A 23,454-nucleotide genomic window follows, 5' to 3' on the forward strand; every position below is an offset into this window, starting at 1 on the left:
AAATAAATTAAATTATGATATAAATCAAATAATTAATTTAAAATAGATGACTATTCCTGATCATCAATGATTAAAAATGATTAAGTAAATGTATTTCATCAATAAATGATTGTTGATTTTCAATGAGCAGAATTGGGTTAAGGCGAATTTCCCAATCCTGTAGACGAGCACTTCCCGCAATTGTACCTCGTTGTTGATAGGTCACATTGGGTTCGGGAAAGGTTTGTTCAAGAAAATCACTTGCCTGAACTATTTTTTGTCGCAAAGTACGCATGACTGCTTGCTGAAGAGGAAGTGGAACTTTAACGAATTTCATAACAGCAATAATTATTAGAGTAACTTAGCTAACGAATATGTATGTTCATAGGTATAGCTACGGGCTAATACAATACTAAAAAGCCCGCTGGTATGGGCGGGCTTTTTAGGTATAACAGAGGTTATTTCAACCCTGCTGCATCACGTAGGATCGCGGCTTTATTTGTCGCTTCCCACGGGAATTGCTCACGACCAAAGTGACCGTATGCCGCTGTATCGCGATAGATCGGATGCAACAGATCCAACATCTTGATCAGGCCGTAAGGACGCAGATCAAAGAATTCGCGTACCAATTGGATCAGTGTTGATGTTGGCACCTTTTCAGTTCCGAACGTTTCAACCATGATGGAAGTTGGTTCAGCAACACCGATAGCATAAGACACTTGGATCTCACAGCGATCAGCCAGACCTGCCGCGACAATGTTTTTAGCCACGTAACGTGCAGCATAAGCTGCAGAACGGTCAACTTTAGATGGATCTTTACCTGAGAACGCTCCACCACCGTGACGAGCCATACCACCGTAGGTATCTACAATAATCTTACGACCTGTCAGACCACAGTCACCCATTGGTCCCCCGATCACGAAACGGCCTGTTGGGTTGATGAAATATTTAGTCATCGGAGTGAGCCATTCAGCCGGCAATACAGGCTTGATGATCTCATCCATAACTGCTTCATGCAGTTCTTTCTGGCCGATTTCTTCAGAATGCTGAGTAGAGAGTACGACTGCATCAATACCGACAATTTTACCGTTGTCGTACTGGAATGTAACCTGACTTTTGGCATCGGGACGCAACCACGGCAGGGTTTTGTTTTTACGTATATGAGCCTGACGTTCAACCAGACGGTGAGCATATGTAACAGGTGCTGGCATCAATACGTCGGTTTCGTTGGTTGCATAGCCAAACATCAATCCCTGATCACCAGCTCCTTGCTCCAGAGGATCAGCCCGGTCAACACCCTGATTGATATCAGGTGACTGTTTGCCAATCGCACTAATTACTGCACAAGAATTAGCATCAAAACCCATGTCTGAGCTGGTATAGCCAATTTCGCGCACAGTACTGCGGGTAATTTCTTCAATATCAACCCAAGCGCTGGTAGTAATTTCACCACCAACCATAACCATACCGGTTTTCACATAAGTTTCACAAGCTACACGAGCCTTGGGATCTTGTTCTAAGATCGCATCAAGAACAGCGTCGGAAATCTGGTCAGCAATTTTATCTGGATGACCTTCTGAAACGGATTCAGAAGTAAAAAGGTGTGTAGTCATTATATTTCGTTACCTTAAATATAATTTCGGTTTAAGGGTGGATGTTTTACCATCTAGACGGCTAGTCTAAGTTACTATTGCCGAATATACCAGTTTTTTTGGTTTTAAATATCTTTCACAGTATGACATTTTAGGTTTCTCCTCTGTATTTCTTTAGATTCGAAATCTATCGAGTAAATCTATCTAAATCTGTTAAGTATAAATAAATTTCGTTTTGCAATTTTGCAGGATTACAGGTATAAACAGCGCCCGTAACTGATAGGTTTTTTGCACTTCAAGTTATGGGCGTTTGCAGGGTGCGTTTATGCGTGTTCTGCTTCTCAATTGAGAAACGGCTTTCGTGATAATAAGCCATGTGGGGTGAATGGGGTTATGAACCATTATCTGCTGATTGTTAACGGCCAACAGCCACATTATGCCATTGATGTATCCACATCTTGTTCCTCTCTTATCGATATGAACTCAATCCGATGTTACCTGAAGCGTTCAAGCAGACGGGTAATTTTGAACTGAAGTTATATTGCAAACAGTAAATACATATTGTTTAGTTCCCTCTAAACGTTTCTATAATTTAAGAGCATGCTGTTCCCTGACATTTATTAATGCGCAAGATACGCACAATAAATAGCGTCTTGGGTTATTGACTACAGGTGAAGGCAAATCTCTACTCCATGAAGGAGACTGCCATGAATGATAATATCGCACGTAAAATGCGACAGACCTACAATATTGCATATTGGGGCGGTAACTATTACTACGTCAATGATCTGGGTAATGTCAGTGTTTGTCCAAATCCTGATTTGCCGGAAGCACAAGTTGAGCTTGTCGAGCTGGTAAGAAAAGTTCAGGAAGAGAAAAAACAGTTACGATTGCCTGCATTGTTTTGTTTTCCTCAGATCCTGCAACACCGTTTGCGTTCCATCAATGCTGCATTTAAACGCGCCCGTGAATCTTATGGTTATAAAGGTGATTATTTTCTGGTTTATCCGATTAAGGTAAACCAACAGCGCCGTGTGATCGAATCGTTGGCAAATTCTGGTGAGCCTGTTGGGTTGGAAGCGGGCTCCAAAGCCGAACTGATGGCTGTGTTGGCTCATGCAGGCATGACGCGGACTGTCATCGTCTGTAATGGCTATAAAGATCGTGAATATATTCGTCTGGCACTGATCGGTGAAAAACTGGGACACAAAGTGTATCTGGTTATCGAGAAAATGTCCGAAATAGAGATGGTGCTGGAAGAAGCGGAACGCATTAATGTCATTCCCCGTCTTGGAGTACGGTCGCGTCTTGCTTCACAGGGAGCAGGTAAATGGCAGTCCAGTGGTGGTGAGAAATCTAAGTTTGGTCTGGCAGCGGCGCAAGTGCTGCAATTGGTTGAAACCCTCCGTGCGGCCGGGAAGCTGGACAGCTTACAACTGCTGCATTTCCATCTGGGTTCTCAGCTTGCGAATATCCGGGATGTGGCAACAGGTGTGCGTGAATCTGCCCGTTTTTATGTCGAGCTGTATAAACTGGGTGTTAACATTCAGTGTTTTGATGTTGGCGGAGGACTGGGCGTTGATTACGAAGGTACGCGTTCCCAGTCAGAATGTTCTGTTAACTATGGCCTGAATGAATATGCGAACAATGTCATTTGGGGCATTGGTGATGCCTGTGAGGAACATGGCCTGCCCCATCCAACCGTGATCACTGAATCCGGTCGGGCATTGACGGCTCACCATACTGTTTTGATCTCCAATGTTATTGGGGTTGAACGTAATGAGTTCACTGATACAACGCCACCAGCAGAAGATGCGGCACGTCCTCTGACAAGTTTATGGGATACATGGCTGGAGATGCAGGAAGGGGGCTATAAGCGTTCTTTGCGTGAATGGTTGCATGACAGTCAGTTTGACCTGCACGATGTTCATACCCAATATGCGCACGGGATATTAAGCCTCTCTGAAAGAGCCTGGGCAGAGGAATTATATTTAAATATCTGCCGTCATATTCAGCAGGATCTTGATCCAAGTAACCGTGCTCACCGACCGATCATTGATGAATTACAGGAGCGCATGGCGGATAAATTCTATGTTAATTTTTCCCTGTTCCAGTCTATGCCTGATGCTTGGGGAATCGATCAACTGTTCCCTGTCCTGCCACTTGAGGGACTGGATAAGCCATTAGATCGTCGTGCTGTATTGCTGGATATTACTTGTGACTCTGATGGTATTATTGATCATTATGTTGATGGCGACGGTGTGGCAACAACAATGCCAATGCCAGCTTACGATCCGGAAAACCCTCCATTGATTGGTTTCTTTATGGTCGGGGCATATCAGGAAATTCTGGGCAATATGCATAACCTGTTTGGTGATACAGCGGCCATTGATGTTTACGTTTCAGAAAACGGTGAAGTCACTTATCAGCAGAGTGAAGAGGGTGATACGGTAGCCAATATGCTTCAATATGTGAAACTGGAGCCACAAGTGCTATTGACTCGTTTTCGTGATCAAGTGAAATCGACTGATTTAGGTGAAAATTTGCAAGAGCAATTCCTGCAAGAGTTTGAAAATGGCCTGTATGGTTACACTTACTTGGAAGATGAGTCATTCTGATTAGTTACTAATCTTCATTAATAGCCATTCTTTATCATGGATTTTAAATAATCATTTGATTTGGGATGGCTATTTATTTAATCACTATGCGAAGTCGCACTTTTTCTGTGAACTTTTTTTGCGATAAGTTCGAACACAAAAATAGCGGGTAAATTTAACAAAGAAATGTCTAAATATTTTGATAGCTCTTATGTGATGTGGCACATTGATTTTGGTTACCGTAATAAAAGTGATACTTTCACTTAGAAATTAGAAGTTCCCTTTCCTTCTTAAGCAAAGAAATAAGGAGCGAGTTAGTGATAAATATTAAAGATATTACCTTCTTCCCGGAGCCTGATCCTAATGAAAGTCCCTGGGTACATGGTAAACCTGCTGAAGAGACGATTGACGTTGTAGAATACAATCCTGAATGGTTAGTTACATGGCAATAACTTTCTTCGGTTATCAAAGAAACACTTGGTAACGTTGTCTTGAATATTGAGCACGTTGGGTCGACGGCAGTTCCTGGGATGGTTGCCAAACCTGTTATTGATATTGATCTTATTGTGGAAGATCCAACTCAAGAAGAAAAATATGTACCAGCATTGGAGCGGCTTGGTTATGATTTAACGGTTCGTGAACCGAATTTTTATCAACATCGATGCCTTCGCTTGGCAAAACCTAGAGTTAATCTTCATGTTTTTGGTCTTGATTGCCCTGAACACATCCGACATATTTGGTTTCGTGATTGGCTTAGAGAACATCCTGAAGATTGTGAACGATATATAGCTGCGAAGAACTGCTAAAAATAATGTTAAACAGGTAATGGACTATAATAAGAGAAAAGAAAAAGTGGTACATGAAATTTATCAACGTATATTTCAAAGTAAGGAATTGCTGTAATAATGTTTGATAATTATTGTGCGGAACAAAAAACAAATCTGTTTTGATTTCGACTGACAGAACACTTTTACGTTCTCATTTTTTATAGGCCCCCTATAAGGCGTTTTACCTTTCAAGCCACTGTGTGGTCTGTGATAATTGAAAATCACCTCCCATTTCGCCAAATTGATTCTAATCAACATTCCACATCTAATTCAGAACTAATAACTTAGTCTGTTAAGTCTGTTGCAACTATGAGAGCAGAGAGTGCGGATTTTTATCAGAGCTTTTTGAAGCCGAATAGATGTTTACCTTAATTAACTCTTGGTTAATGACCATAAAAAAAATCTAATTGCTTTTTATAAATTTAAGCATCATTGTTAATAAATAGCATCTTAAGAGAACCGCTAAATATGTTTTTTTAAGCAGTTAATTTGAACATTTTTTATAATTTACCTCATATATTAAAGGTGTTTTTACATACCATACAACGCTTTTATATGAATCAGTGAGAAAATTAACTATGCAGAATAAAATGAAAGATGTGAATGACTTGCTTGATGATTTAATTTCTAAACCTGAAGTACAGGCACGTTGGGAAAATGAACCAGAAAAGGTAATGCAAGAATATCAACTGACACCAGCACAATACCGCGCACTTTCTGAGGGCAATATAGATGCTTTGCTCAATGAAGGGTTAGCGGATAGACATGTCCAGCAAATGAGAATTAGCTGGTAATGATTGATTTCAGTTCCCATTTCGTTTCACTCAGTAAGACCATGATTTTCATCTAATCGAATTCAAGTCAACCCATTTCAGGTAGGTTATCAAACAACGGAGCTATCTCATGATTGAACAAATCCTCGTTTTTCTTTCAGGTCATCGTAGCATTTATTTAATGTAATTCTGCTCAAAATAGTGGTAAGAAAAAAATATGTCTAATACTATAGAAGTAGTTACCAAGCTAGAGTGTTTGGGACTTTTTCTGTTTGTACATGAATAAGTACATATCTGTTCTCTTTAGGCAGTAATTTATTGTTTTCAAATTTAATTTTAAAACCTAGACTATTTTGAAGTTAGCGTAATCAAGCTCCGTGTTCATTAAACATGGGGCTTTGGGGAAATATCATGAGTATTAGTTCCTTAGGAAACCAAATCGATAACTCCTTGGTTTCAAATGCCTTTGGCTTCCTGCGCTTCCCGTTGAATTTCCAACCTTATTCCAGTGATGCAGAATGGGTGATTATCGGCGTGCCTTTTGATATGGCTACATCGGGACGAGCCGGCAGTCGCCACGGGCCAGCAGCCATTCGTCAGGTATCGACTAATCTGGCTTGGGAAAGCAGCCGTTGGCCATGGAACTTCAGCTTGCGTAAACGCCTGAATGTCGTGGATTGTGGTGATCTGGTATTTAATTTTGGTGATGCTCAGGATATGAGCGAAAAGTTGCAGGCTCATGCTGAGAAAGTGCTGGCGTCAGGTAAGAAGATGCTTTCTTTTGGTGGTGACCACTTTGTTACATTGCCACTTTTGCGCGCTCATGCAAAACATTTCGGTAAAATGGCTCTAGTGCATTTTGATGCTCATACGGATACCTACCCGAATGGCAGCAAGTTTGATCACGGTACGATGTTTTACCATGCACCAAATGAGGGGCTAATCGATTCTGCCCATTCAGTACAAATCGGTATTCGTACCGAGCACGATATCGATAATGATTTCACGGTATTAGATGCCGGACAGGTTAATGATCGTAGCGTTGAAGATGTTGTTGAGCAGATCAAAGCTGTTGTCGGTGATCTGCCTGTATATCTGACCTTCGATATTGATTGTCTTGATCCGGCATTTGCACCCGGCACAGGGACACCAGTGATCGGTGGCCTGACTTCAGATCGTGCGTTGAAAATCCTGCGTGGTCTGCAACCTTTGAACATCGTTGGTATGGATGTCGTGGAAGTTGCTCCTGCCTATGACCAATCAGAAATTACCGCGCTGGCGGCAGCGACGATTGGATTAGAATTGTTGTATTTGCAGGCTTCGAAAAAGAGTGTTTAATATAATTCAGCCATAAATAAGCGCTGTTTTAAGACCCGTCCAATGACGGGTTTTTTCTTTTTTTACCGCCTTTACTGATCGTTACTATATCCAGTAGCCATATGAATAAAAAAATGCCCAAAAACGTACTTATTGTTGCCAAATTGAAACAATCAGGTAAAACCATAGCTTAATCTTGCAGCATAAAAAAACTGCGCTAGGATGTTTTTAAAGGCATTCCTATGAGGAGATAAGCGTGATAATCACTTCAACTGAATTTAAGAATAATGACTTCTTGCGCAAAGAACATGAATTTAACGAATTTGGTGCCAATGGTGGTAATCGTTCACCTGAGCTTGCCTGGACAAATGTTCCAGTCGGAACAAAAAGTTTTGCTATTACGGTTTATGATCCGGATGCGCCAACGGGCAGCGGTTTCTGGCATTGGGTTGTTTTTGATATTCCGCTGGAAATACAAACTTTGCCTGCAGATTCGGGACTGAGTGATGGCAATAAGCAGCCAGTCGGCATGATCCAAAGCAAAAATGATTATGGAGTATTCGGCTTTGGCGGGCCTTGTCCACCTGAGGGAGATAAAGCTCATCGCTATATTTTCACGGTGCATGCCTTGTCGGTAGAGAAACTGGGTATTGATTCAGAAACAACAAATGCGGTTGCGCGTTTTGTGATCCAGGCCAACACTCTGGCAACAGCCACTATTACCGGTTACTACCAGCGTTAACGGATTAATCGTTCTTCAGTTTTAAGTCAAAGGGTATCAATATATGAGCGGTAAAAAAATTCAATGGAATCAAGAGCTACAGCAGGAAGCGGTAGAGATCCTTTCTAATGATGGTGGAATGATTGTTTGTCCAACTAAAGTGGGCTACATCATCATGACTTCCGATGCGAAAGGGCTGGAACGTAAATTTGAAGCCAAGCAGCGTAATCGTAATAAACCAGGAGTGGTACTGTGTGGATCTCTGGAACAACTGAAAGAGCTGGCTCAGCTTAACCCGGAAATTGAAGAACTTTATCAAAAGCATTGGGATGCAGATGTATTGCTAGGTTGTATTTTGCCATGGAAAGCAAAAGCTGTAGGACGCATTCCCGATGATGGTTCCAAAGAATTGATGATGGATAATCGTGGTACAAGCTGTTTCGTGATTAAATTCGGCAGACCCGGCGAAATTCTGGCGAAAGAGCTGTGGGAAAAATATGGTAAATTCTCTTTTGCCAGTTCAGCTAATCCATCAGGTAAAGGTAATCGGGGATTGGTTGAATGTATCGGTGAACGTATTGAAGAGCGTGCAGATTTGATTATTGCCGCTAATGATTATGTTAAATCTATCCAGCCAAATGAAACTGAACAAACCCGTTATGAGCAGGGTGTGATGATTTCAATGGTGGATGAAAACGGCAAATTAGTTCCGGACCAAAATGGTCAGCGTGATATTACTCCGTGTCCGGTATTGATTCGTAAAGGTTTGGATGTAAACAAAATTATGGTAATGATGTCTGATATTTTCACGACTTGGGATTACCGTCATGGTAACTATTATTGATAGATAACTGTCACTGGTAATTGTTGGGCTAGCAGGATGATATTTGTTACGGGTACAGCATTGTGGATACAGTGCTGTACTCGTAAAAATCTTCTTGGCTTATTCCTGCCTGTCATTTTCCAGATCTTGTTTCAGCTTATGTTGTAAAGTGTTGGCAAAAAGCCGCACACGTGAAGAGAGTGTCTCTTCTGATTTAAACAATATCCAGGATTGATAGATATCCATGTTCCATTCGGGAAGAAGTCGTATCAGCTTTCCGGCTGCTACCGATTCACGGGTGATGTAATCCGGCAGATAGGCAATACCGGCACCAGCCAGTGCAGAACTCATCAATGCTACACTGTTATTGATGCGAAAACGGCTGCGTACTTCAATATCGAATTTATGTCTCTCTTTTCTAAACGGCAGAGAAATAGTATGTGCGGGGCCACGGAAGAGCAGGTAATCATAGTGGGGGAGATCTTCCGGTTTCTTGATGGCTGAAAACTGGCTGATATAGTCTGGAGCGGCGTAAAGCCCCCAAGTGATATCAATCAGAGGCATAACAAGTGGATGATTTGGTGTTTCACGCCCTATCACAACTGCTATATCGCAGTGATCATCTTCCATATTAATAACTCTGTCTGTCAGTTCCAGATCAACACTGACATGGATATTCCCGGCGACAAAATTGTTCAGGACAGGGACAATACATTGGCTACCAAAAGACACTGGGGCAATCAGACGGAGGCTACCCATTGGCTCTTCATGAAAATTGCGGATAAAACGTTCAGCGTTTTTGGCTTCATCAAGAATACGGTGGCAGTACTGGTAATAATTCATCCCGACTTCTGTCACCTGGATTTTGCGTGTGGTCCGGTTGAGTAATTGAGTGCCCAATCTTACCTCTAGCTGTGCAATTTCACGGCTGACAGAAGACTTGGACAGCCTTAATGATTTTGCAGCTTCGGTAAAACTCAGTGTCTCCACTACGCGAGCAAAGATCACCATTGAGGTAAGATTCTCAATATTATTCATAAAGTAACCTGATGATTTACTCCGAAAAACCATAACATATCACAGGTTCTGCGAAGAAATGCCAATATTCCTGGTGGCAATTTTTCATGTGGCGAACGACTGTTTCATTATAGAAACAGTGTGCTAGATGATGGCATTTCCCCAGAATAAAGAGTAGTAATCTTATCAGGATTACAATTTTTTCCTTTTCAGCATGTCTAAATCTTTTGGAGGGCAATGTGAGATGAACCAAACTATAACACAAAAAATCCTCGCACGAGCAAGTGGGCGCAAACATGTCACTCCGGGTGAGGTGGTTTGGGCGAAAGTGGATATTTTAATGTCTCACGATCCCTGTACTCCGGGTGTAGCCAGCGTGTTTAAAAAAGAGTTCGGACAGGATGCCAGGATATGGGATCCTGCCCGTTTTATTATGATCCCCGATCATTTTGTCTATTCCGCTGATCCACAGGCTAATCAGAACATTCGGGTAATGCGTGAATTTGCCGCTGAGCAGAATATTAAATATTTCTACGATGTTGGGACTCCCAATTATAAGGGGGTTTGTCATATCGGGCTGGCTGAGGGAGGGCATACCCGTCCCGGAGAAGTCCTGTTGGGTACAGATTCCCACACGGTAACTGCGGGGGCTTTTGGTGCATTTGCGATTGGGTTAGGTATTACCGATGCCGCTTATGCAATAGGGACGGGAGAAATTCCGCTCAAAGTTCCGAGTACTATTCGTGTGAACTTTATCGGTACTAAACCAGCTCATGTTCTGGCTAAAGATATGATCCTGGCGGTATTGGCGGAGTTAACTGTGGATGGAGCAACATATCAGGCTATTGAGTTTGGTGGAAATGTCATTGATGAATTATCTGTCGAAGAGCGCATGACGATTTGCAATATGGTTGTTGAGTGTGGTGCTAAAAATGGCATTATGGTGCCGAATCAGGCGACGCTCGATTATCTGGCAGAGAGAAATGATATTCCTTTTGACATCGTTTACCCCGATGAGGATGCGCAATATACCCGGGTGTTAAATATCGATGTTTCTGATATGCAGCCGAAGATTGCCAAACCCCATTCGCCGGATAATGTTGTTTCTATTGAACAGGTTGCCAATGTTGCGATTTCACAGGCGTATATCGGCTCCTGTACAGGTGGCAAACTGGAAGATTTTGTTGCCGCTGCCCGTATTATAAAAGGGCATAAAGTCAAAATTCCGACTTATGCTGTGCCAGCAACAAAAGAAGTGTTCCATAAAACTATCACCACCCAGATTGATGGTATGTCTGTCTATCAAATCTTAAGCGATGCAGGAGTGAAACTTTCTGCTGAATCTGGATGTGCCGCTTGCTGCGGTGGCCCACCGGATACCTTTGGTCGTGTTAATGATCCGATATCGGTGATATCCACCACCAACCGTAATTTTGTCGGAAGAATGGGGCATAAGCGCGCCAATATTTATCTTGCTTCCCCTTATTCTGTTGCTGCGGCAGCGATTACTGGTCAGATCACCAATCCGGGAGAATTTTTATGAGCGATGTTGTTATGAATGAACAAAAGGAAAATATCATTCGTGGTCAGGTCTATGTATTGGCTGACAATATTGATACTGACCAGATTCTGGCCGGAGAATATATCAAAGTAAATCCGTCTACGCCTGAAGGCTATGTGCAGTTGGCTTCATTGGCGATGTGCGGATTACCGGAAGGATCGTTGCCTTTTATTGATGAAGAAAAAGGAAAAGCAAAATATCCGATTATTGTAGCAGGGCAGAATTTTGGTTGTGGCTCTTCCCGTGAACATGCAGTGGTTGCTTTGGGCGCTTCTGGCGTAAAGGCGGTTTTAGCCCAATCTTATGCCCGTATTTTCTTCCGTAATTGCGTTTCTACCGGAGAATTATTACCTGTTGCGGCACAGGAGCGTTTGTGTGACAAATTAGTCACGGGAGACAATGTTGAGATTGATATTGAAAACCAGACGGTGACTGTGTTGAAAAGTGGTGAACAATATCCGACTGACCCTGTGGGAGAACTTGCCAATATTGTTGCTGCTGGTGGACTGTTCTCTTATGCGCGGGCAACCGGAAGAATTAAGTAATACTGGAACCAAATAATACCAAATAATATTGACGTAACATGCCAGTAGATTATGAACTGGCATGTATTTTTGTCATCTCATCTTGCAAGTTACAGTTTTGTAAGCTGCGTCGCCAAATCTTCCGGGTTTTTCATCCCTTATTTTTACCCCACAATATAGGTCAATATCTGTTGTTGTGGCATCAGAACGAAATTTCCATGAAACTGGCAACCAGCTTGATATTCATCAGATAATGTTTGTAGTAATTTGATGGTCATAGTGCGATGAATACAGTCAATTTCCATAATCTCTGCTGCATGAAAATCGAAAAATCGCTTTACATGGGGATAGAGCGCCTTAAAAAGGCTCTCTTTAATGGAAAAAACGAGAGTAAAAGCTTGAATAAAAGAAAGGGAGCATTTCGAAAGTAATTCAGCCTCAGCTTCATTGATAATACTGGCTGAAACACTGTCGATGGTGTCCTGTTTGATTTCCTTCTCGATATCAATGCCTATTAGTTGATATTTATCGCTGGAAGCAGCAAAAACGATAGCGCAATTGGTTGAATGAGAGATGGAACCGTAAATTTTTTCAGGCCAGACAGGGGAACGATCTTTTGCTGTTTCTACCTGAAACTCAGGATATCCCATAGTCTTCAATATCTGTCGGGTGCAGTAACGGGCTGCCAGATATTCTGCCCGTCGTTTGGTGACAGCATTATGCAACCGTGTGGGATAAGTAATGCCATATTTATCAAATAAATTATCCTGATAGAATCTGGGGGCAAAATAAGTCAGCATAACCTGAATCTCAGGGTGATCAGATAATTGGCCTCTTTGTATGTCCGTGAAAAAAGGTTCATTGATGGAGTTCGTTTGTACAGGGATAAAAGTCATTTTTTTCATTGTTGTTCGTGGGTATTGTTCATTGGAAATATTGGTAAATTGTCTTCGGCTGATTTTGCCATACTTGGTTTTTAGTTCACTAATTTGTTAACTCTTTTTATACTGTGCTTTGTTATCGTATATATCGATAAGAAACTGAAAATCGATACTATCCTATTGATTACATAGATTTTTTAATCAGTCCAATTGAAAAAGAGGTAAATGTGGAAATATTAGTGACAGGTGGAATGGGGTACATTGGCAGCCATACCTGTGTCCAGATGATTGAAGCGGGAATGACTCCGATTATTGTCGATAATCTGTGTAATTCTAATTGTGAAGTTTTGAATCGCATTGAAACACTAACCGATGTCAGGCCGCTGTTTTACGAAGGTGATATTTGTGATGAAGCATTCCTGGATTCTGTTTTCTCCCGTCACTCAATTGAGTCAGTTATTCACTTTTCTGGCTTGAAGGCAGTTGGGGAATCAGTCGCAAAACCTCTTGAATATTAAGATAATAATGTTAATGGAACTTTGGTATTGGTGCGTAGCATGCACAAAGTAGGTGTGAAAAGCATCATTTTCAGTTTATCGGCAACTGTATATGGCGATCCTGCGATTGTTCCTATCACAGAGCAATCTGCGGTAGGTAATACCACAAATCCTTATGGTACAAGTAAATATATGGTAGAACGTTGCCTGTCTGATTTCCATCATGCGGAAAATGACTGGTCAGTGGTATTACTGCGCTATTTTAATCCGGTCGGGGCACACCCTTCTGGTACGATGGGAGAAGATCCGCAAGGTATTCCTAACAATTTAATGCCGTATATCTCCCAAGTGGCGGTAGGGCGCCGGGAAAAGTTGTCTGTTTATGGTAATGACTATCCTACACCGGATGGAACAGGCGTCCGTGATTATATCCATGTCATTGACTTAGCTGATGGACATATAGCAGCATTGAATGCAGTTGGCAGGAAATCAGGTCTGCATATCTACAATCTGGGAACAGGCAAAGGAACGAGTGTATTGGAAATGGTGGAAGCATTCGGCCAGGCATGTGGTAAGTCTGTTCCTTATGAAATTTGCCCACGTCGTCCGGGCGATATTGCTGAATGCTGGTCAAGCCCGGAGAAAGCCGAACGTGAACTGGGTTGGAAAGCAAGTCGTACCATTGTAGAAATGACCAATGATGTGTGGCGTTGGCAGTCACAGAATCCTGATGGTTATAAAGCCGGATAACACAAGTCCGGTATCACATAAACATGGCAAGTATAGCGGGCATAAAGGCATTTATGCCCATCGATTCATGTAATTACACAACTCCAGCAATCGAGTGCAGCCGAGTTCTGACAAAGTGTGCAGTCGCCTTCTGAAAAAGAATTTGGGATGGTGATTTACGTCGACGATATTGAAGAAGCCTATTTGGCAACGTCACAATTTGCCGCATTAATGAATATTGATTTTTTGCCGGAGCCAGACAAATTCGATATTGCCGTTATTCCTGTTATTGATAACCCTTTATTTGGCTTAATGCTTAAAAAAACAGTATAACAATATTTTTGACGGTTCTGACTTACAATCCCATATTGGAGCGGTGTAGTTGATTACCTTAACTGACGTAAACAAGAACAATTATGAAGCTGTCTGCGGCCTATCAGTCACTGATGATCAGCTTGACTATATCGCGGAAAATGTGTGGTCCCTTGTTCAATCTAAATTTTACCCTTTATACCAAACGCGCGCAATTTGCCTGGATGGGGAGCCTGTTGGTTTTTTCATGTGGGTACCCGATGCTGACCAAAGAATAACGATTTGGCGGTTTATGGTGGATAAAAACCATCAAAACAAGGGTATTGGGCGTAAAGCACTATCGCTGGCGCTTGATGAAATCAGGCGCACAGATCAGTTGGAAGCAATAGCAATCAGTTATGATCCGAATAATCTCGTTGCGAAAAATCTTTATGCCAGTTTTGGTTTCGTTGAGGTTGGTATGGATGCGGAAGTTGAAGAGATGCTAGCTGTTATCAAGATTTAGGTGTGAATTTTTAGACCTCAACCAACATCGGTTCAATATATACAAACTTGTCAGACGGGGTCTAAAAAGTCACACGCAATGATAGAGATCTGGATATTGCCAATGGAGATCGTTTTACCGTCGAAGCGGTAAAACCAGATTGCGTTATTCTTACAAACGGTCACCGTACAATTGAATTAACAACAGAAAAACCGTTACATCTTGATTATGCTTATGCGAAAACCGTTCATAGTAGTCAGAAAAAATATGAGGCTGATTGATCATAGTTATTGCTGAATACCGTTTTGCAATTCATGCAAAGCAGCCATTTGCAAAAAGTGGCTACGGTTCTTGTACAAGTTTGGGCTTGTTTTAACCTGATCATCGATTTTCTTTGATAACAAATCAGGCAGAGTGACGTTTTCTTCATCTTTAATCCAGTAATCCAATGACTTTGCTTCTGGGGGTAATTGGTTCATTTCGGCTAATGACTCTAAATGCCCTGTGATAGTTTCCTTTGGCGTTTTTTATTGCGTCCTCCATTGAATCACCCGCCGAAAAGTTGCCTATTGTTGTTTCATCGGATGATTATGTTAAGGATATGCAAGACGATGCCATTTTATGCTTTTCTGAGTCTGGAGTTTTAGATTCTAAGATCAGATGTTTGAATTGATTGGGATCCAATATTGCAATGTAACTGGCTAAATAATGGTTACACCCCAAACTGTCAGCTATGTTCAGGCCATCTGGTGGATTGAGTAAGGTCACTTTTGACAGGGATTCATATTCCAGTATGAGTGGAATATGCAGGGGAAGATGAGGAACCAGATCTTTTTCATAGTTGAAGACTTCATAATTGGAGAAATGATTGTCGATATAGGTAACAAATTCATGATTTCCTGGTTTTGGGCTGGCGAACAAACAGGCTTTATGTTTATCACCAAGTAACGGAATATCTCTCATAAGATAAGCTGCAATGGTAGCACCAAGGCTATGACCAAGTATGGTATATGGTGTGTTGATTCCTATGAATTGTGCGATTGCGTTGGAGAATCTGAGATATTGGAGATCACCTTTATACTCAGGATCAACAATAGTAAGTTTTAATGAGTTATAAATACTATAGAAACCCATGCTGACTTTTTGTTCCGGAGTATCTGCCCATGGTGAGGTGAAAACAGGAACAAGGTCATGTAGAGCTTCAAATAGGTTTGAAATATCTGTCCCGCGAATAACAATAATATACTCTTTTGGCGTTTTTTTATTTTCTGCGATATATCCATAACAGACACTAACAGGCAGCATAATTAAAAATTGCTTATTAGTTTTTGGATCTACAGAGAAAGACAGATCATTACCACTAATATAACCGACAAGTTTCCAGCCATCTTCTTCTATACGCGGATCAGGAGGGGGAGTCGGATTGTTGTAATATTGTATGTTCATATCTGCTGCGTACAGTATTAATGATGCCAATTGGGCTTCTTTAGATAGCGTTATGTTATACATAATCTATTTCCTCTTTATTATTGTTGGCTGTGTGTATCATGAACATCTCTGGCATACTGCAATTCGAATATCTTGAGCATAAAAAAATATAAAAGGGTTAATTTAAGCGTATATCATTCTGTCAGAATTTCTGGGAATTTGAACCCACTATGTTTTTGACCAGTAACTAATTAGTAAACTTGTTGAATTAAGGGAACTATCGGGGAAATATTTTCTATTTATCAATATAGAATTAATTACATTTTGTTATATGTAGTTTTGATTTGTTCTTTTAAATCTGCCGCTATGCAGCGTTATCCTTTAGTAATCTGTAAGTATTATTTTTAAATATTACTGAATATTAAGAGGCTAATATGTCAGCACCACGTTCGGTTCTGGAACTGATAGGCAATACACCGTTACTGGAACTGACTCATCTGGACACTGGCCCATGTCAGTTATTTATTAAGTTAGAAAACCAAAATCCAGGTGGTTCTATTAAAGACAGAGTTGCACTCTCAATGATTGAGCAGGCGGAAAATCAGGGGTTACTGAAGCCTGGTGGCACTATCATTGAAGCTACAGCGGGTAATACCGGTATCGGATTGGCGCTGGTTGCTGCTATGAAAGGCTATAAGCTGATCCTGGTTGTGCCGGATAAGATGAGCAGAGAGAAAATATATCACCTGAGAGCACTAGGAACGGATGTTCGTTTGACTCGTTCTGATGTATGTAAAGGGCACCCGGAATACTATCAGGACTATGCATTACATTTGTCAAAGGAAATCAGTGGAGCTTATTATATCGATCAGTTCAATAACTCGTCGAATTCGCTTGCCCATACGACAACGACTGGCCCTGAAATATGGCAGCAAATGGAACATAACGTGGATGCAGTGGTTGTGGGAGTTGGCTCTGGTGGGACACTGGGCGGCTTAAGCCAATATTTCAAGGAAGTTTCTCCTAAGACTGAATTTGTTCTTGCTGATCCCAAAGGCTCTATTCTTGCTGATTACGTTGAATATGGTCACTACGATGAAGCAGGAAGTTGGTTTGTTGAAGGTATTGGGGAGGATTTTATCCCTCCGCTTGGAGATTTCACCCAAATTTGTCATGCCTATCGGATCACGGACGCAGAAGCATTTTCTTGTGCAAGAGAACTACTGCTACAGGAAGGTATCCTTGCTGGTTCTTCTTCAGGAACGTTATTGGCTGCTGCTTTATGCTACTGTCGTGCACAAAAAACACCAAAACGGGTGGTTACTTTAGCTTGTGACAGTGGCAATAAATATTTATCCAAAATGTTCAATGACTACTGGTTATTGGAGCAGGGATTACGTTCACAGCAGAAAGAGAACGATTTAAGCGATTATGTAACGTATCGTTACCGGGATGGTGCGACGGTTTTTGTTTCTCCACAGGATACCTTGCAAACTGCTCATGGGCGAATGCGGTTGTATGACATTTCACAACTTCCTGTGCTTGATAATGGGCAGGTTATCGGCATCATAGATGAGTGGGATTTGATGCATGCTATTCAGGCTGATTCCCGTAATTTCTCTTTGCCTGTCAGTCAGGCAATGACCAGTCAGGTTAATACTCTTCATAAAAAAGCGCCATTAGAGCAGTTGGTCGCGACTTTTGATGCGGGCCATGTGGCGCTGATTGTTGATGATGGTAATCACTTCATCGGCCTTGTTACCCGTACCGATGTGCTGAACGCATGGCGTCAACAACTCAATTAATCTCTTTCAGGAATAATTTAATGACTAAATTTGATACTAAAAGCGTTCATGCTGGCTACGTCCCTGACCATACTGGTGCTGTAATGCCTGCAATTTATGCAACATCCACTTATGCACAACCAGCACCGGGTCAGCATACAGGATATGAGTATTCCCGCAGTGGTAATCCTACACGTGATGCTTTGGAGTGTGCAATTGCTGAACTGGAAAATGGTAGCCGGGGTTATGCTTTTGGCTCTGGTCTGGCGGCCAGTTCGACTATTCTGGAGTTGCTGGATAAAGACAGCCACATTGTTGCAGTGGATGATCTGTATGGCGGAACCTATCGTTTGCTGGAAAAAGTACGTCGCCGGACGGCTGGTTTGCGCGTTACCTATGTTGAAGCGGGAGATATTGAGGCACTGGAAGCGGCCATTCAACCAGATACCCAAATGATTTGGGTTGAAACACCCACTAATCCGCTACTCAAACTGGCTGATTTAGCAGCGATTGCCCGGATAGCTCAACACCATAAGATTATCAGTGTTGCGGACAATACATTTGCTTCGCCTTATATTCAACGTCCGCTTGATTTAGGGTTTGATATTGTTGTTCACTCTGCGACTAAGTACCTGAACGGCCATTCGGATGTTGTCGCAGGACTTGCGGTGGTAGGTAATAATTCTGAACTGGCAGAGCAGGTTGCTTTTCTGCAAAATTCGATTGGTGGAATTCTTGATCCTTTCAGTAGCTTCCTTGTCCTGCGTGGAATACGGACGTTGGCACTGCGTATGGAGCGACATATCAGCAACGCAGAGAAGATTGCTCATTGGTTAGAGCAGCAACCACAAGTAAAAAAAGTTTTTTATCCCGGTCTTGCCTCCCATTCTCAGCATAAACTGGCAAAACATCAGATGAAAGGGTTTGGTGGTATGATTTCTATCGTGCTGAAAGGTGATAATAATTATACGAACAGGGTGATTAAGGCTCTGAAATTATTTACGCTGGCAGAAAGTCTGGGAGGTGTAGAAAGTCTGATTGGTCAGCCATTTACGATGACTCATGCTTCTATTCCGTTGGAAAAACGTCTGGCGGCAGGTATTACACCACAACTAATTCGTATTTCAGTGGGTATCGAAAATGCGGATGATTTGATTGCAGATTTGTCGCAGGCGCTGGGAACAGAAAATCTGTAGAAAAAATATAAGGTCACAATAAAAAGTCATATGCTGGCCGGGTTTCTCGGTTGGCATTTTTTATCACTATAATTTACCGATTTTGATTAAAATTGCCTGTATCCTCTATCTTGAAATCCATTGGGTATAGCGTGCTTGCCTTTTAGTGGTAAAGTATTTTTCAATCCATCCGGATGGGAAGAGATACTACTTTTTCTGAATCAGACGTAAGAGGTGTTTTAGCCGCCTCGTGAACAAAGGAGAATGGTTATGGCTGTTTTAGATATACTCACAATTCCTGATGAGAGATTGAAGCAGAAATGCGTTGATGTCACTCATGTAGAGGATGTTCAAACTCTGATTGATGATATGTTGGAAACAATGTATGACACGGGTAATGGTATTGGGTTGGCAGCTCCTCAAGTGGGGAGAAAAGAAGCTGTGTTAGTCATTGATATTTCACCAGAACGCAATCAACCTCTGGTTTTAATCAACCCTAAAATCGTTGAAAAAGAGCGTCGGGCTATAAATCAAGAAGGATGCTTATCTATTCCCGGATATTACGCAGACGTAGAGCGATTTGAAAAAGTAAAGGTGGAAGCTCTGGATCGGCATGGTGAAGCTATTACAGTGGCAAGTGAGGATTTTTTGTCTATCGTTATGCAGCATGAAATTGACCACCTGCATGGTATTATCTTCATAGATTACTTATCGCCATTAAAAAGACAAATGGCGCTAAAAAAAGTGAAAAAGTATTTGAATAGCAGAGCAAACTAACTGATTGTTACCAGTGAAAATAGTATCTTTAGTTTCATTTCAACACTATTGAATAGTGTGATTTATATATTGGTATTATTTAAATTATTCATTATAAATACATATTAAAAGATTTAAAATCTATACCCAATAGGTTTTGAACTATCGCGGCAATAAAATGGTTTTGGTTTTTGAGTGATTGTTTAGATGGTGAAATAAACAGGGGAGTTATTGTGATTGAGACAAGTGAAATTGTATTTTATCAGCAATCTAATTTTATTATCAGCCTGAGCTTGATAGATACCACTGATGCTAAGGACGGTAATTATGTGATGATGATTGAAGCAGAAGGTATTAATCATTTGAAGGTTTCTTCGGTTAAGACCGGAAATGAAATCAGGTATGCCCACATTCCTTCAATAGCGAGTAGTAATCGAATCACTTGTTCTATTTATATTCAGGACAGGGATAATGGTAGTTATCCTCTGGTTGGAACTATCTATGTTCACTACCATCCATCTTCGGGACATATTGATATTACTGAAATCAAGATATCTCCAAACTCTCTGCTCGACTTAGTTATTGATCAAGTGGATAACACTAAATTTCATTTTATACTGAGAAAAAGGTAATGAATTTGGTTTATTATGCCGAAAGTTAAGCAAGGTGGTCATACCCAGGCCACCGCAGGATTACAATAAATCAGACAAAAAATAATTATGCCGTTGTGAATTTAGCGGCAGTTTCTGGTCTTAGCGTATCCATAAATACGAATGGAGCTATATTAAATCTAAGTCAATACGGAATTATGGAAGAACGATATTGGGTATGATTATTAACTGTTTTATCCCCTTCGTTTTTCAAGTTGTAGTTTTGTTGGCTGCGTTAATCAGATCCTACGAAAAAATGACGGGCCAATAATGGTGCTGTAAAACTTTTCTTTAAATAGAAACCGCGGGGAAGTGTCATAATTGGTTGACCATGTTCACCAATAGCTTCTGTTAATGCCCGGCTATTTGCCGCCTTCGGGCGTAATTGGAGTACTTCACCATAACGGGCGGTAATATTCTCAACTTTACCTAATACAATTAAATCCATTAACTCTTCCCAATCACATCTTAGTAGTTCTTCTTCAACCAAATTTGGACTCCAGAGGAGTGGAGAACCAATACGACGTTCAGAAAGTGGAATTTCTCTTTCTCCTTCAACAGGCACCCATAGAACACGTGACAATTTGCGTCTGACATGGCAATTTTCCCATGTGATACCACTGTTTCCGGTTAAAGGCGCGACACAGACAAAGGTTGTTTCCAGAGGTGTACCTTTTCTGTCCACTGGGATTGTTTTCAATTCAACACCGATATGTTCGAAATCCTGCTCAGGTTTACTGCCCGCATTTGCGCCCAGATAATATTCAAGCAACATACCTACCCAACCTTTATCACGTTTCAAATTAGGTGGTATAGGGAGATTAGCTTGTGCGGCTAGCTCTCCCATGCTTAAACCTGCCAGAGATTGAGCACGTTCGAGTAATTGCTGTTCATTTTCTGGTGGTGTCGGCGGTATGAATTGCATGTTTATAAGATATATTTAATGATGTTCAAAAAATGAACACGTGGTTGTGGAAGTTCATTATAAGTTTATTAGTATACTGATTGACTTGATAATAGCATGATATAAAAGATTTTTTCACGTGTGTTTTTAGTATTAAAAATAGACTCATTATTATTGTTCACCTATTCCCAGTGATAATAAACAGGATCTTACACCATGTTATCCACAGATTTATGGGATAAGTAGTAAAAAGTGGGATTACTGGTTTGATTTACAGCCTTATCAAAGGTGGTTTTCTACAAAAATAAGCAATTTTTGTTTAACTAAAAGGCATATCCTGTGGATAAATTCACCATTGGTTGATCTTTGCTCAGTGAGAGAAGATCGAGAAATTGTGATATATCGCACAGGTTGTAAAAAAGGGAGATATAAACATTAACGTAATGAAAAATAATAGATATTTATTTAATCTTATAAGACATTGTAAAATGCGAAAGAAAATTATACCTGTCTTACCCCTGACTTTTTCACATACATATCCACAGAAAAAGTGAATAAAATTATCATTGTCAGACTATAATTGTTTATAACTTTGGCTTTTTCTGTGAATTATCCTTTCAGAGGTGTAAGCCATGCAGATTTAAAGTCAAACCATCCAAAAGTGTTCATTTTTACCTCTCTCATACTATCGGCGAGTGTCTGTAGGGTGGTTTCAGGGTTTTTATCCTGATAGTGCTGCCACAAATGGATGAATTGTTGTTGCCAAGCGAAGGTTCAGCATAAAAGAGGAACTCCACTGATTTTATCATCAATTTTTATTTCCTTATATTAAACCGATAATAAATCAGATTTAAAGTCATTTATAAGTAGAAAATTCACTTACTAACTCCCGATTTTTTGAGTAATGGTATTTTATACCAGCCAGTAAGGTGACTTACTGGCTTTTTTCAATATTAGCCCTTCTTTATTTAAACTTAGTGCTTAACTTTTAGCGCTTAATTTCCCCCGTCCCCGGCAATATATCGGGCGATAATATCCCCCATTTCATCAGTGCTGACTGCTTTGTCATTACCTGCTAAATCAGCCGTTCGATAACCCTGTTCCAGTGCGTCATTGATAGTGTTTTCAATAGTATCTGCAATATCATCACGTCCAAGGCTATAACGTAGTAACAGTGCTGTGGATAAAATCTGGGCGATTGGGTTAGCGATATTTTTGCCAGCGATGTCGGGAGCAGAGCCGCCAGCAGGTTCATATAAGCCAAATCCTTTTTCATTCAAGCTGGCAGAAGGCAACATGCCCATTGAACCGGTGATCATGGCACATTCATCGGATAAAATGTCACCAAAAATATTAGAGCACAACAGAACATCAAATTGAGAAGGATCTTTGATCAACTGCATGGTGGCGTTGTCGATATACATGTGATTGACTTCAACGTCAGGATATTCCTTCGCAGTCTCACTAACGACTTCACGCCACAAAATAGAGCTTTGTAAAACGTTCGCTTTATCAATTGAAGTGACTTTGTGCTGACGTTTGCGAGCGGATTCGAAAGCAATACGGGCGATTCGTTCTATTTCAAAGCGATGGTAGATTTCAGTGTCAAAAGCGCGTTCGTATTTTCCTTCACCTTCCCGTCCTTTTGGTTGACCAAAATAGATCCCGCCAGTTAACTCACGCACGCATAAAATGTCGAAACCTTTCTCCGCAATATCATGACGAAGCGGGCAAAAAGATTCTAAGCCAGCATATAAACGCGCTGGTCGCAGATTGCTGAATAGTCTGAAATGCTTGCGTAACGGTAACAATGCGCCCCGTTCTGGCTGACTGGCTGGTGGTAAATGTTCCCACTTGGGGCCCCCAACGGAGCCAAACAGGATGGCATCTGCTTTTTCACAACCAACGATTGTTGCTTCAGGTAAAGGGCAACCATGTCGGTCAATGGCAATTCCCCCAATATCGTATTCGCTGGTTGTGATGCGAATATTAAAACGATGACGGATAGCTTCCAACACCTTGTAGGCTTGCTTCATGACTTCAGGGCCAATGCCGTCACCAGGTAATACTGCAATATGATGGTGAGTTGATGTTTGTTTGTTTGCAATAGAGTGGTTTGACAT

23 protein-coding genes and 1 pseudogene are annotated in these 23,454 nt (G+C 41.1%); 16 read left to right on the forward strand and 8 right to left on the reverse strand.

All coding sequences use genetic code 11. From position 1 onward, the window contains the following. Window positions 1–70: 70 nt before the first annotated feature. The gene (locus Xbud_RS12175) at window positions 71–274 is read right to left on the reverse strand and encodes a SprT-like domain-containing protein (RefSeq protein ID WP_099136315.1); all 204 of its coding nucleotides are present in this window, start codon (window positions 272–274) and stop codon (window positions 71–73) included. Between the two features lie 163 nt (window positions 275–437). Then, on the reverse strand, window positions 438–1,592 hold the full coding sequence (metK, locus tag Xbud_RS12180; protein ID WP_099136316.1) for a methionine adenosyltransferase: 1,155 nt from the start codon (window positions 1,590–1,592) through the stop codon (window positions 438–440). 686 nt (window positions 1,593–2,278) lie between these two features. On the opposite strand from metK, the gene speA reads away from it, so the two are divergent. From speA to Xbud_RS12210, 7 genes are all read left to right on the forward strand, one after another. After that, a complete protein-coding gene (speA, locus tag Xbud_RS12185; RefSeq protein ID WP_099136317.1) occupies window positions 2,279–4,189 on the forward strand; it encodes a biosynthetic arginine decarboxylase in 1,911 nt (636 codons plus the stop codon). Between the two features lie 296 nt (window positions 4,190–4,485). Beyond that, on the forward strand, window positions 4,486–4,620 hold the full coding sequence (locus tag Xbud_RS20940; RefSeq protein WP_280176111.1) for a hypothetical protein: 135 nt from the start codon (window positions 4,486–4,488) through the stop codon (window positions 4,618–4,620). A 39-nt stretch (window positions 4,621–4,659) separates the two neighbouring features. Next, on the forward strand, window positions 4,660–4,974 hold the full coding sequence (locus tag Xbud_RS20545; RefSeq protein WP_244589941.1) for a GrpB family protein: 315 nt from the start codon (window positions 4,660–4,662) through the stop codon (window positions 4,972–4,974). A gap of 599 nt (window positions 4,975–5,573) precedes the next feature. Continuing rightward, window positions 5,574–5,789 carry a hypothetical protein gene (locus tag Xbud_RS12195; RefSeq protein WP_099136318.1) on the forward strand — a complete coding sequence of 72 codons (216 nt, stop codon included), beginning with the start codon at window positions 5,574–5,576 and terminating at the stop codon, window positions 5,787–5,789. A 390-nt stretch (window positions 5,790–6,179) separates the two neighbouring features. After that, a complete protein-coding gene (speB, locus tag Xbud_RS12200; RefSeq protein ID WP_099136319.1) occupies window positions 6,180–7,106 on the forward strand; it encodes an agmatinase in 927 nt (308 codons plus the stop codon). Window positions 7,107–7,341: 235 nt separating this feature from the next. Then, entirely contained in the window at window positions 7,342–7,827 is a 486-nt protein-coding gene (locus Xbud_RS12205) for a YbhB/YbcL family Raf kinase inhibitor-like protein (protein WP_099136320.1), read from the forward strand. A gap of 43 nt (window positions 7,828–7,870) precedes the next feature. Beyond that, on the forward strand, window positions 7,871–8,650 hold the full coding sequence (locus tag Xbud_RS12210) for an L-threonylcarbamoyladenylate synthase (protein ID WP_099136321.1): 780 nt from the start codon (window positions 7,871–7,873) through the stop codon (window positions 8,648–8,650). A 99-nt stretch (window positions 8,651–8,749) separates the two neighbouring features. Here Xbud_RS12210 and Xbud_RS12215 read toward each other — a convergent pair whose 3' ends face one another. Then, window positions 8,750–9,667, reverse strand: coding sequence for a LysR family transcriptional regulator (locus Xbud_RS12215; protein ID WP_099136322.1), 918 nt, complete (start codon window positions 9,665–9,667; stop codon window positions 8,750–8,752). A gap of 223 nt (window positions 9,668–9,890) precedes the next feature. Between Xbud_RS12215 and Xbud_RS12220 the strand changes: the two genes are divergently transcribed. Then, complete coding sequence (locus tag Xbud_RS12220) at window positions 9,891–11,189, forward strand: 3-isopropylmalate dehydratase large subunit (RefSeq protein WP_099136400.1); 1,299 nt, start codon at window positions 9,891–9,893, stop codon at window positions 11,187–11,189. After that, window positions 11,186–11,752, forward strand: coding sequence for a LeuD/DmdB family oxidoreductase small subunit (locus tag Xbud_RS12225; RefSeq protein ID WP_244589942.1), 567 nt, complete (start codon window positions 11,186–11,188; stop codon window positions 11,750–11,752). Before Xbud_RS12220 ends, Xbud_RS12225 begins: the two co-directional genes overlap by 4 nt. A 143-nt stretch (window positions 11,753–11,895) precedes the next feature. Here the strand turns inward: Xbud_RS12225 and Xbud_RS12230 are convergent, their stop codons facing one another. Next, a complete protein-coding gene (locus Xbud_RS12230) occupies window positions 11,896–12,636 on the reverse strand; it encodes a 4'-phosphopantetheinyl transferase family protein (protein ID WP_099136323.1) in 741 nt (246 codons plus the stop codon). Between the two features lie 203 nt (window positions 12,637–12,839). Here Xbud_RS12230 and galE point away from each other — a divergent pair. The 3 genes and pseudogenes from galE to Xbud_RS12240 all read left to right on the forward strand — a co-directional run bounded on the left by galE (window position 12,840) and on the right by Xbud_RS12240 (window position 14,655). Further along, window positions 12,840–13,859: pseudogene (gene galE / locus Xbud_RS12235) on the forward strand (UDP-glucose 4-epimerase GalE). A 147-nt stretch (window positions 13,860–14,006) separates the two neighbouring features. Further along, the gene (locus Xbud_RS19830; protein WP_169923066.1) at window positions 14,007–14,171 is read left to right on the forward strand and encodes a hypothetical protein; all 165 of its coding nucleotides are present in this window, start codon (window positions 14,007–14,009) and stop codon (window positions 14,169–14,171) included. A gap of 49 nt (window positions 14,172–14,220) precedes the next feature. Further along, a complete protein-coding gene (locus tag Xbud_RS12240; RefSeq protein WP_099136324.1) occupies window positions 14,221–14,655 on the forward strand; it encodes a GNAT family N-acetyltransferase in 435 nt (144 codons plus the stop codon). A gap of 266 nt (window positions 14,656–14,921) precedes the next feature. On the opposite strand, the gene Xbud_RS12245 is transcribed toward Xbud_RS12240, so the two are convergent. Both Xbud_RS12245 and Xbud_RS12250 read right to left on the reverse strand, forming a co-directional pair. Continuing rightward, entirely contained in the window at window positions 14,922–15,113 is a 192-nt protein-coding gene (locus Xbud_RS12245; RefSeq protein WP_099136325.1) for a type II toxin-antitoxin system HicB family antitoxin, read from the reverse strand. A 109-nt stretch (window positions 15,114–15,222) separates the two neighbouring features. Then, on the reverse strand, window positions 15,223–16,143 hold the full coding sequence (locus tag Xbud_RS12250; RefSeq protein ID WP_099136326.1) for a lipase family protein: 921 nt from the start codon (window positions 16,141–16,143) through the stop codon (window positions 15,223–15,225). Window positions 16,144–16,496: 353 nt separating this feature from the next. On the opposite strand from Xbud_RS12250, the gene Xbud_RS12255 reads away from it, so the two are divergent. The 4 genes from Xbud_RS12255 to Xbud_RS12270 all read left to right on the forward strand — a co-directional run bounded on the left by Xbud_RS12255 (window position 16,497) and on the right by Xbud_RS12270 (window position 20,409). Beyond that, window positions 16,497–17,867 carry a pyridoxal-phosphate dependent enzyme gene (locus Xbud_RS12255; RefSeq protein WP_099136327.1) on the forward strand — a complete coding sequence of 457 codons (1,371 nt, stop codon included), beginning with the start codon at window positions 16,497–16,499 and terminating at the stop codon, window positions 17,865–17,867. 20 nt (window positions 17,868–17,887) lie between these two features. After that, the gene (locus tag Xbud_RS12260) at window positions 17,888–19,042 is read left to right on the forward strand and encodes a trans-sulfuration enzyme family protein (RefSeq protein ID WP_099136328.1); all 1,155 of its coding nucleotides are present in this window, start codon (window positions 17,888–17,890) and stop codon (window positions 19,040–19,042) included. A 249-nt stretch (window positions 19,043–19,291) separates the two neighbouring features. Next, entirely contained in the window at window positions 19,292–19,798 is a 507-nt protein-coding gene (gene def / locus Xbud_RS12265) for a peptide deformylase (protein WP_099136329.1), read from the forward strand. A 212-nt stretch (window positions 19,799–20,010) separates the two neighbouring features. Next, window positions 20,011–20,409: a hypothetical protein gene (locus tag Xbud_RS12270; RefSeq protein WP_099136330.1), complete on the forward strand. Its 399-nt coding sequence runs from the start codon at window positions 20,011–20,013 to the stop codon at window positions 20,407–20,409. 253 nt (window positions 20,410–20,662) lie between these two features. Here the strand turns inward: Xbud_RS12270 and mutH are convergent, their stop codons facing one another. Further along, window positions 20,663–21,352, reverse strand: coding sequence for a DNA mismatch repair endonuclease MutH (gene mutH, locus Xbud_RS12275; RefSeq protein WP_099136331.1), 690 nt, complete (start codon window positions 21,350–21,352; stop codon window positions 20,663–20,665). Window positions 21,353–22,326: 974 nt separating this feature from the next. Then, complete coding sequence (gene leuB / locus Xbud_RS12280) at window positions 22,327–23,454, reverse strand: 3-isopropylmalate dehydrogenase (protein WP_099136332.1); 1,128 nt, start codon at window positions 23,452–23,454, stop codon at window positions 22,327–22,329.

It is taken from the genome of Xenorhabdus budapestensis (assembly GCF_002632465.1).
Taxonomy (GTDB): Bacteria; Pseudomonadota; Gammaproteobacteria; order Enterobacterales; family Enterobacteriaceae; genus Xenorhabdus; species Xenorhabdus budapestensis.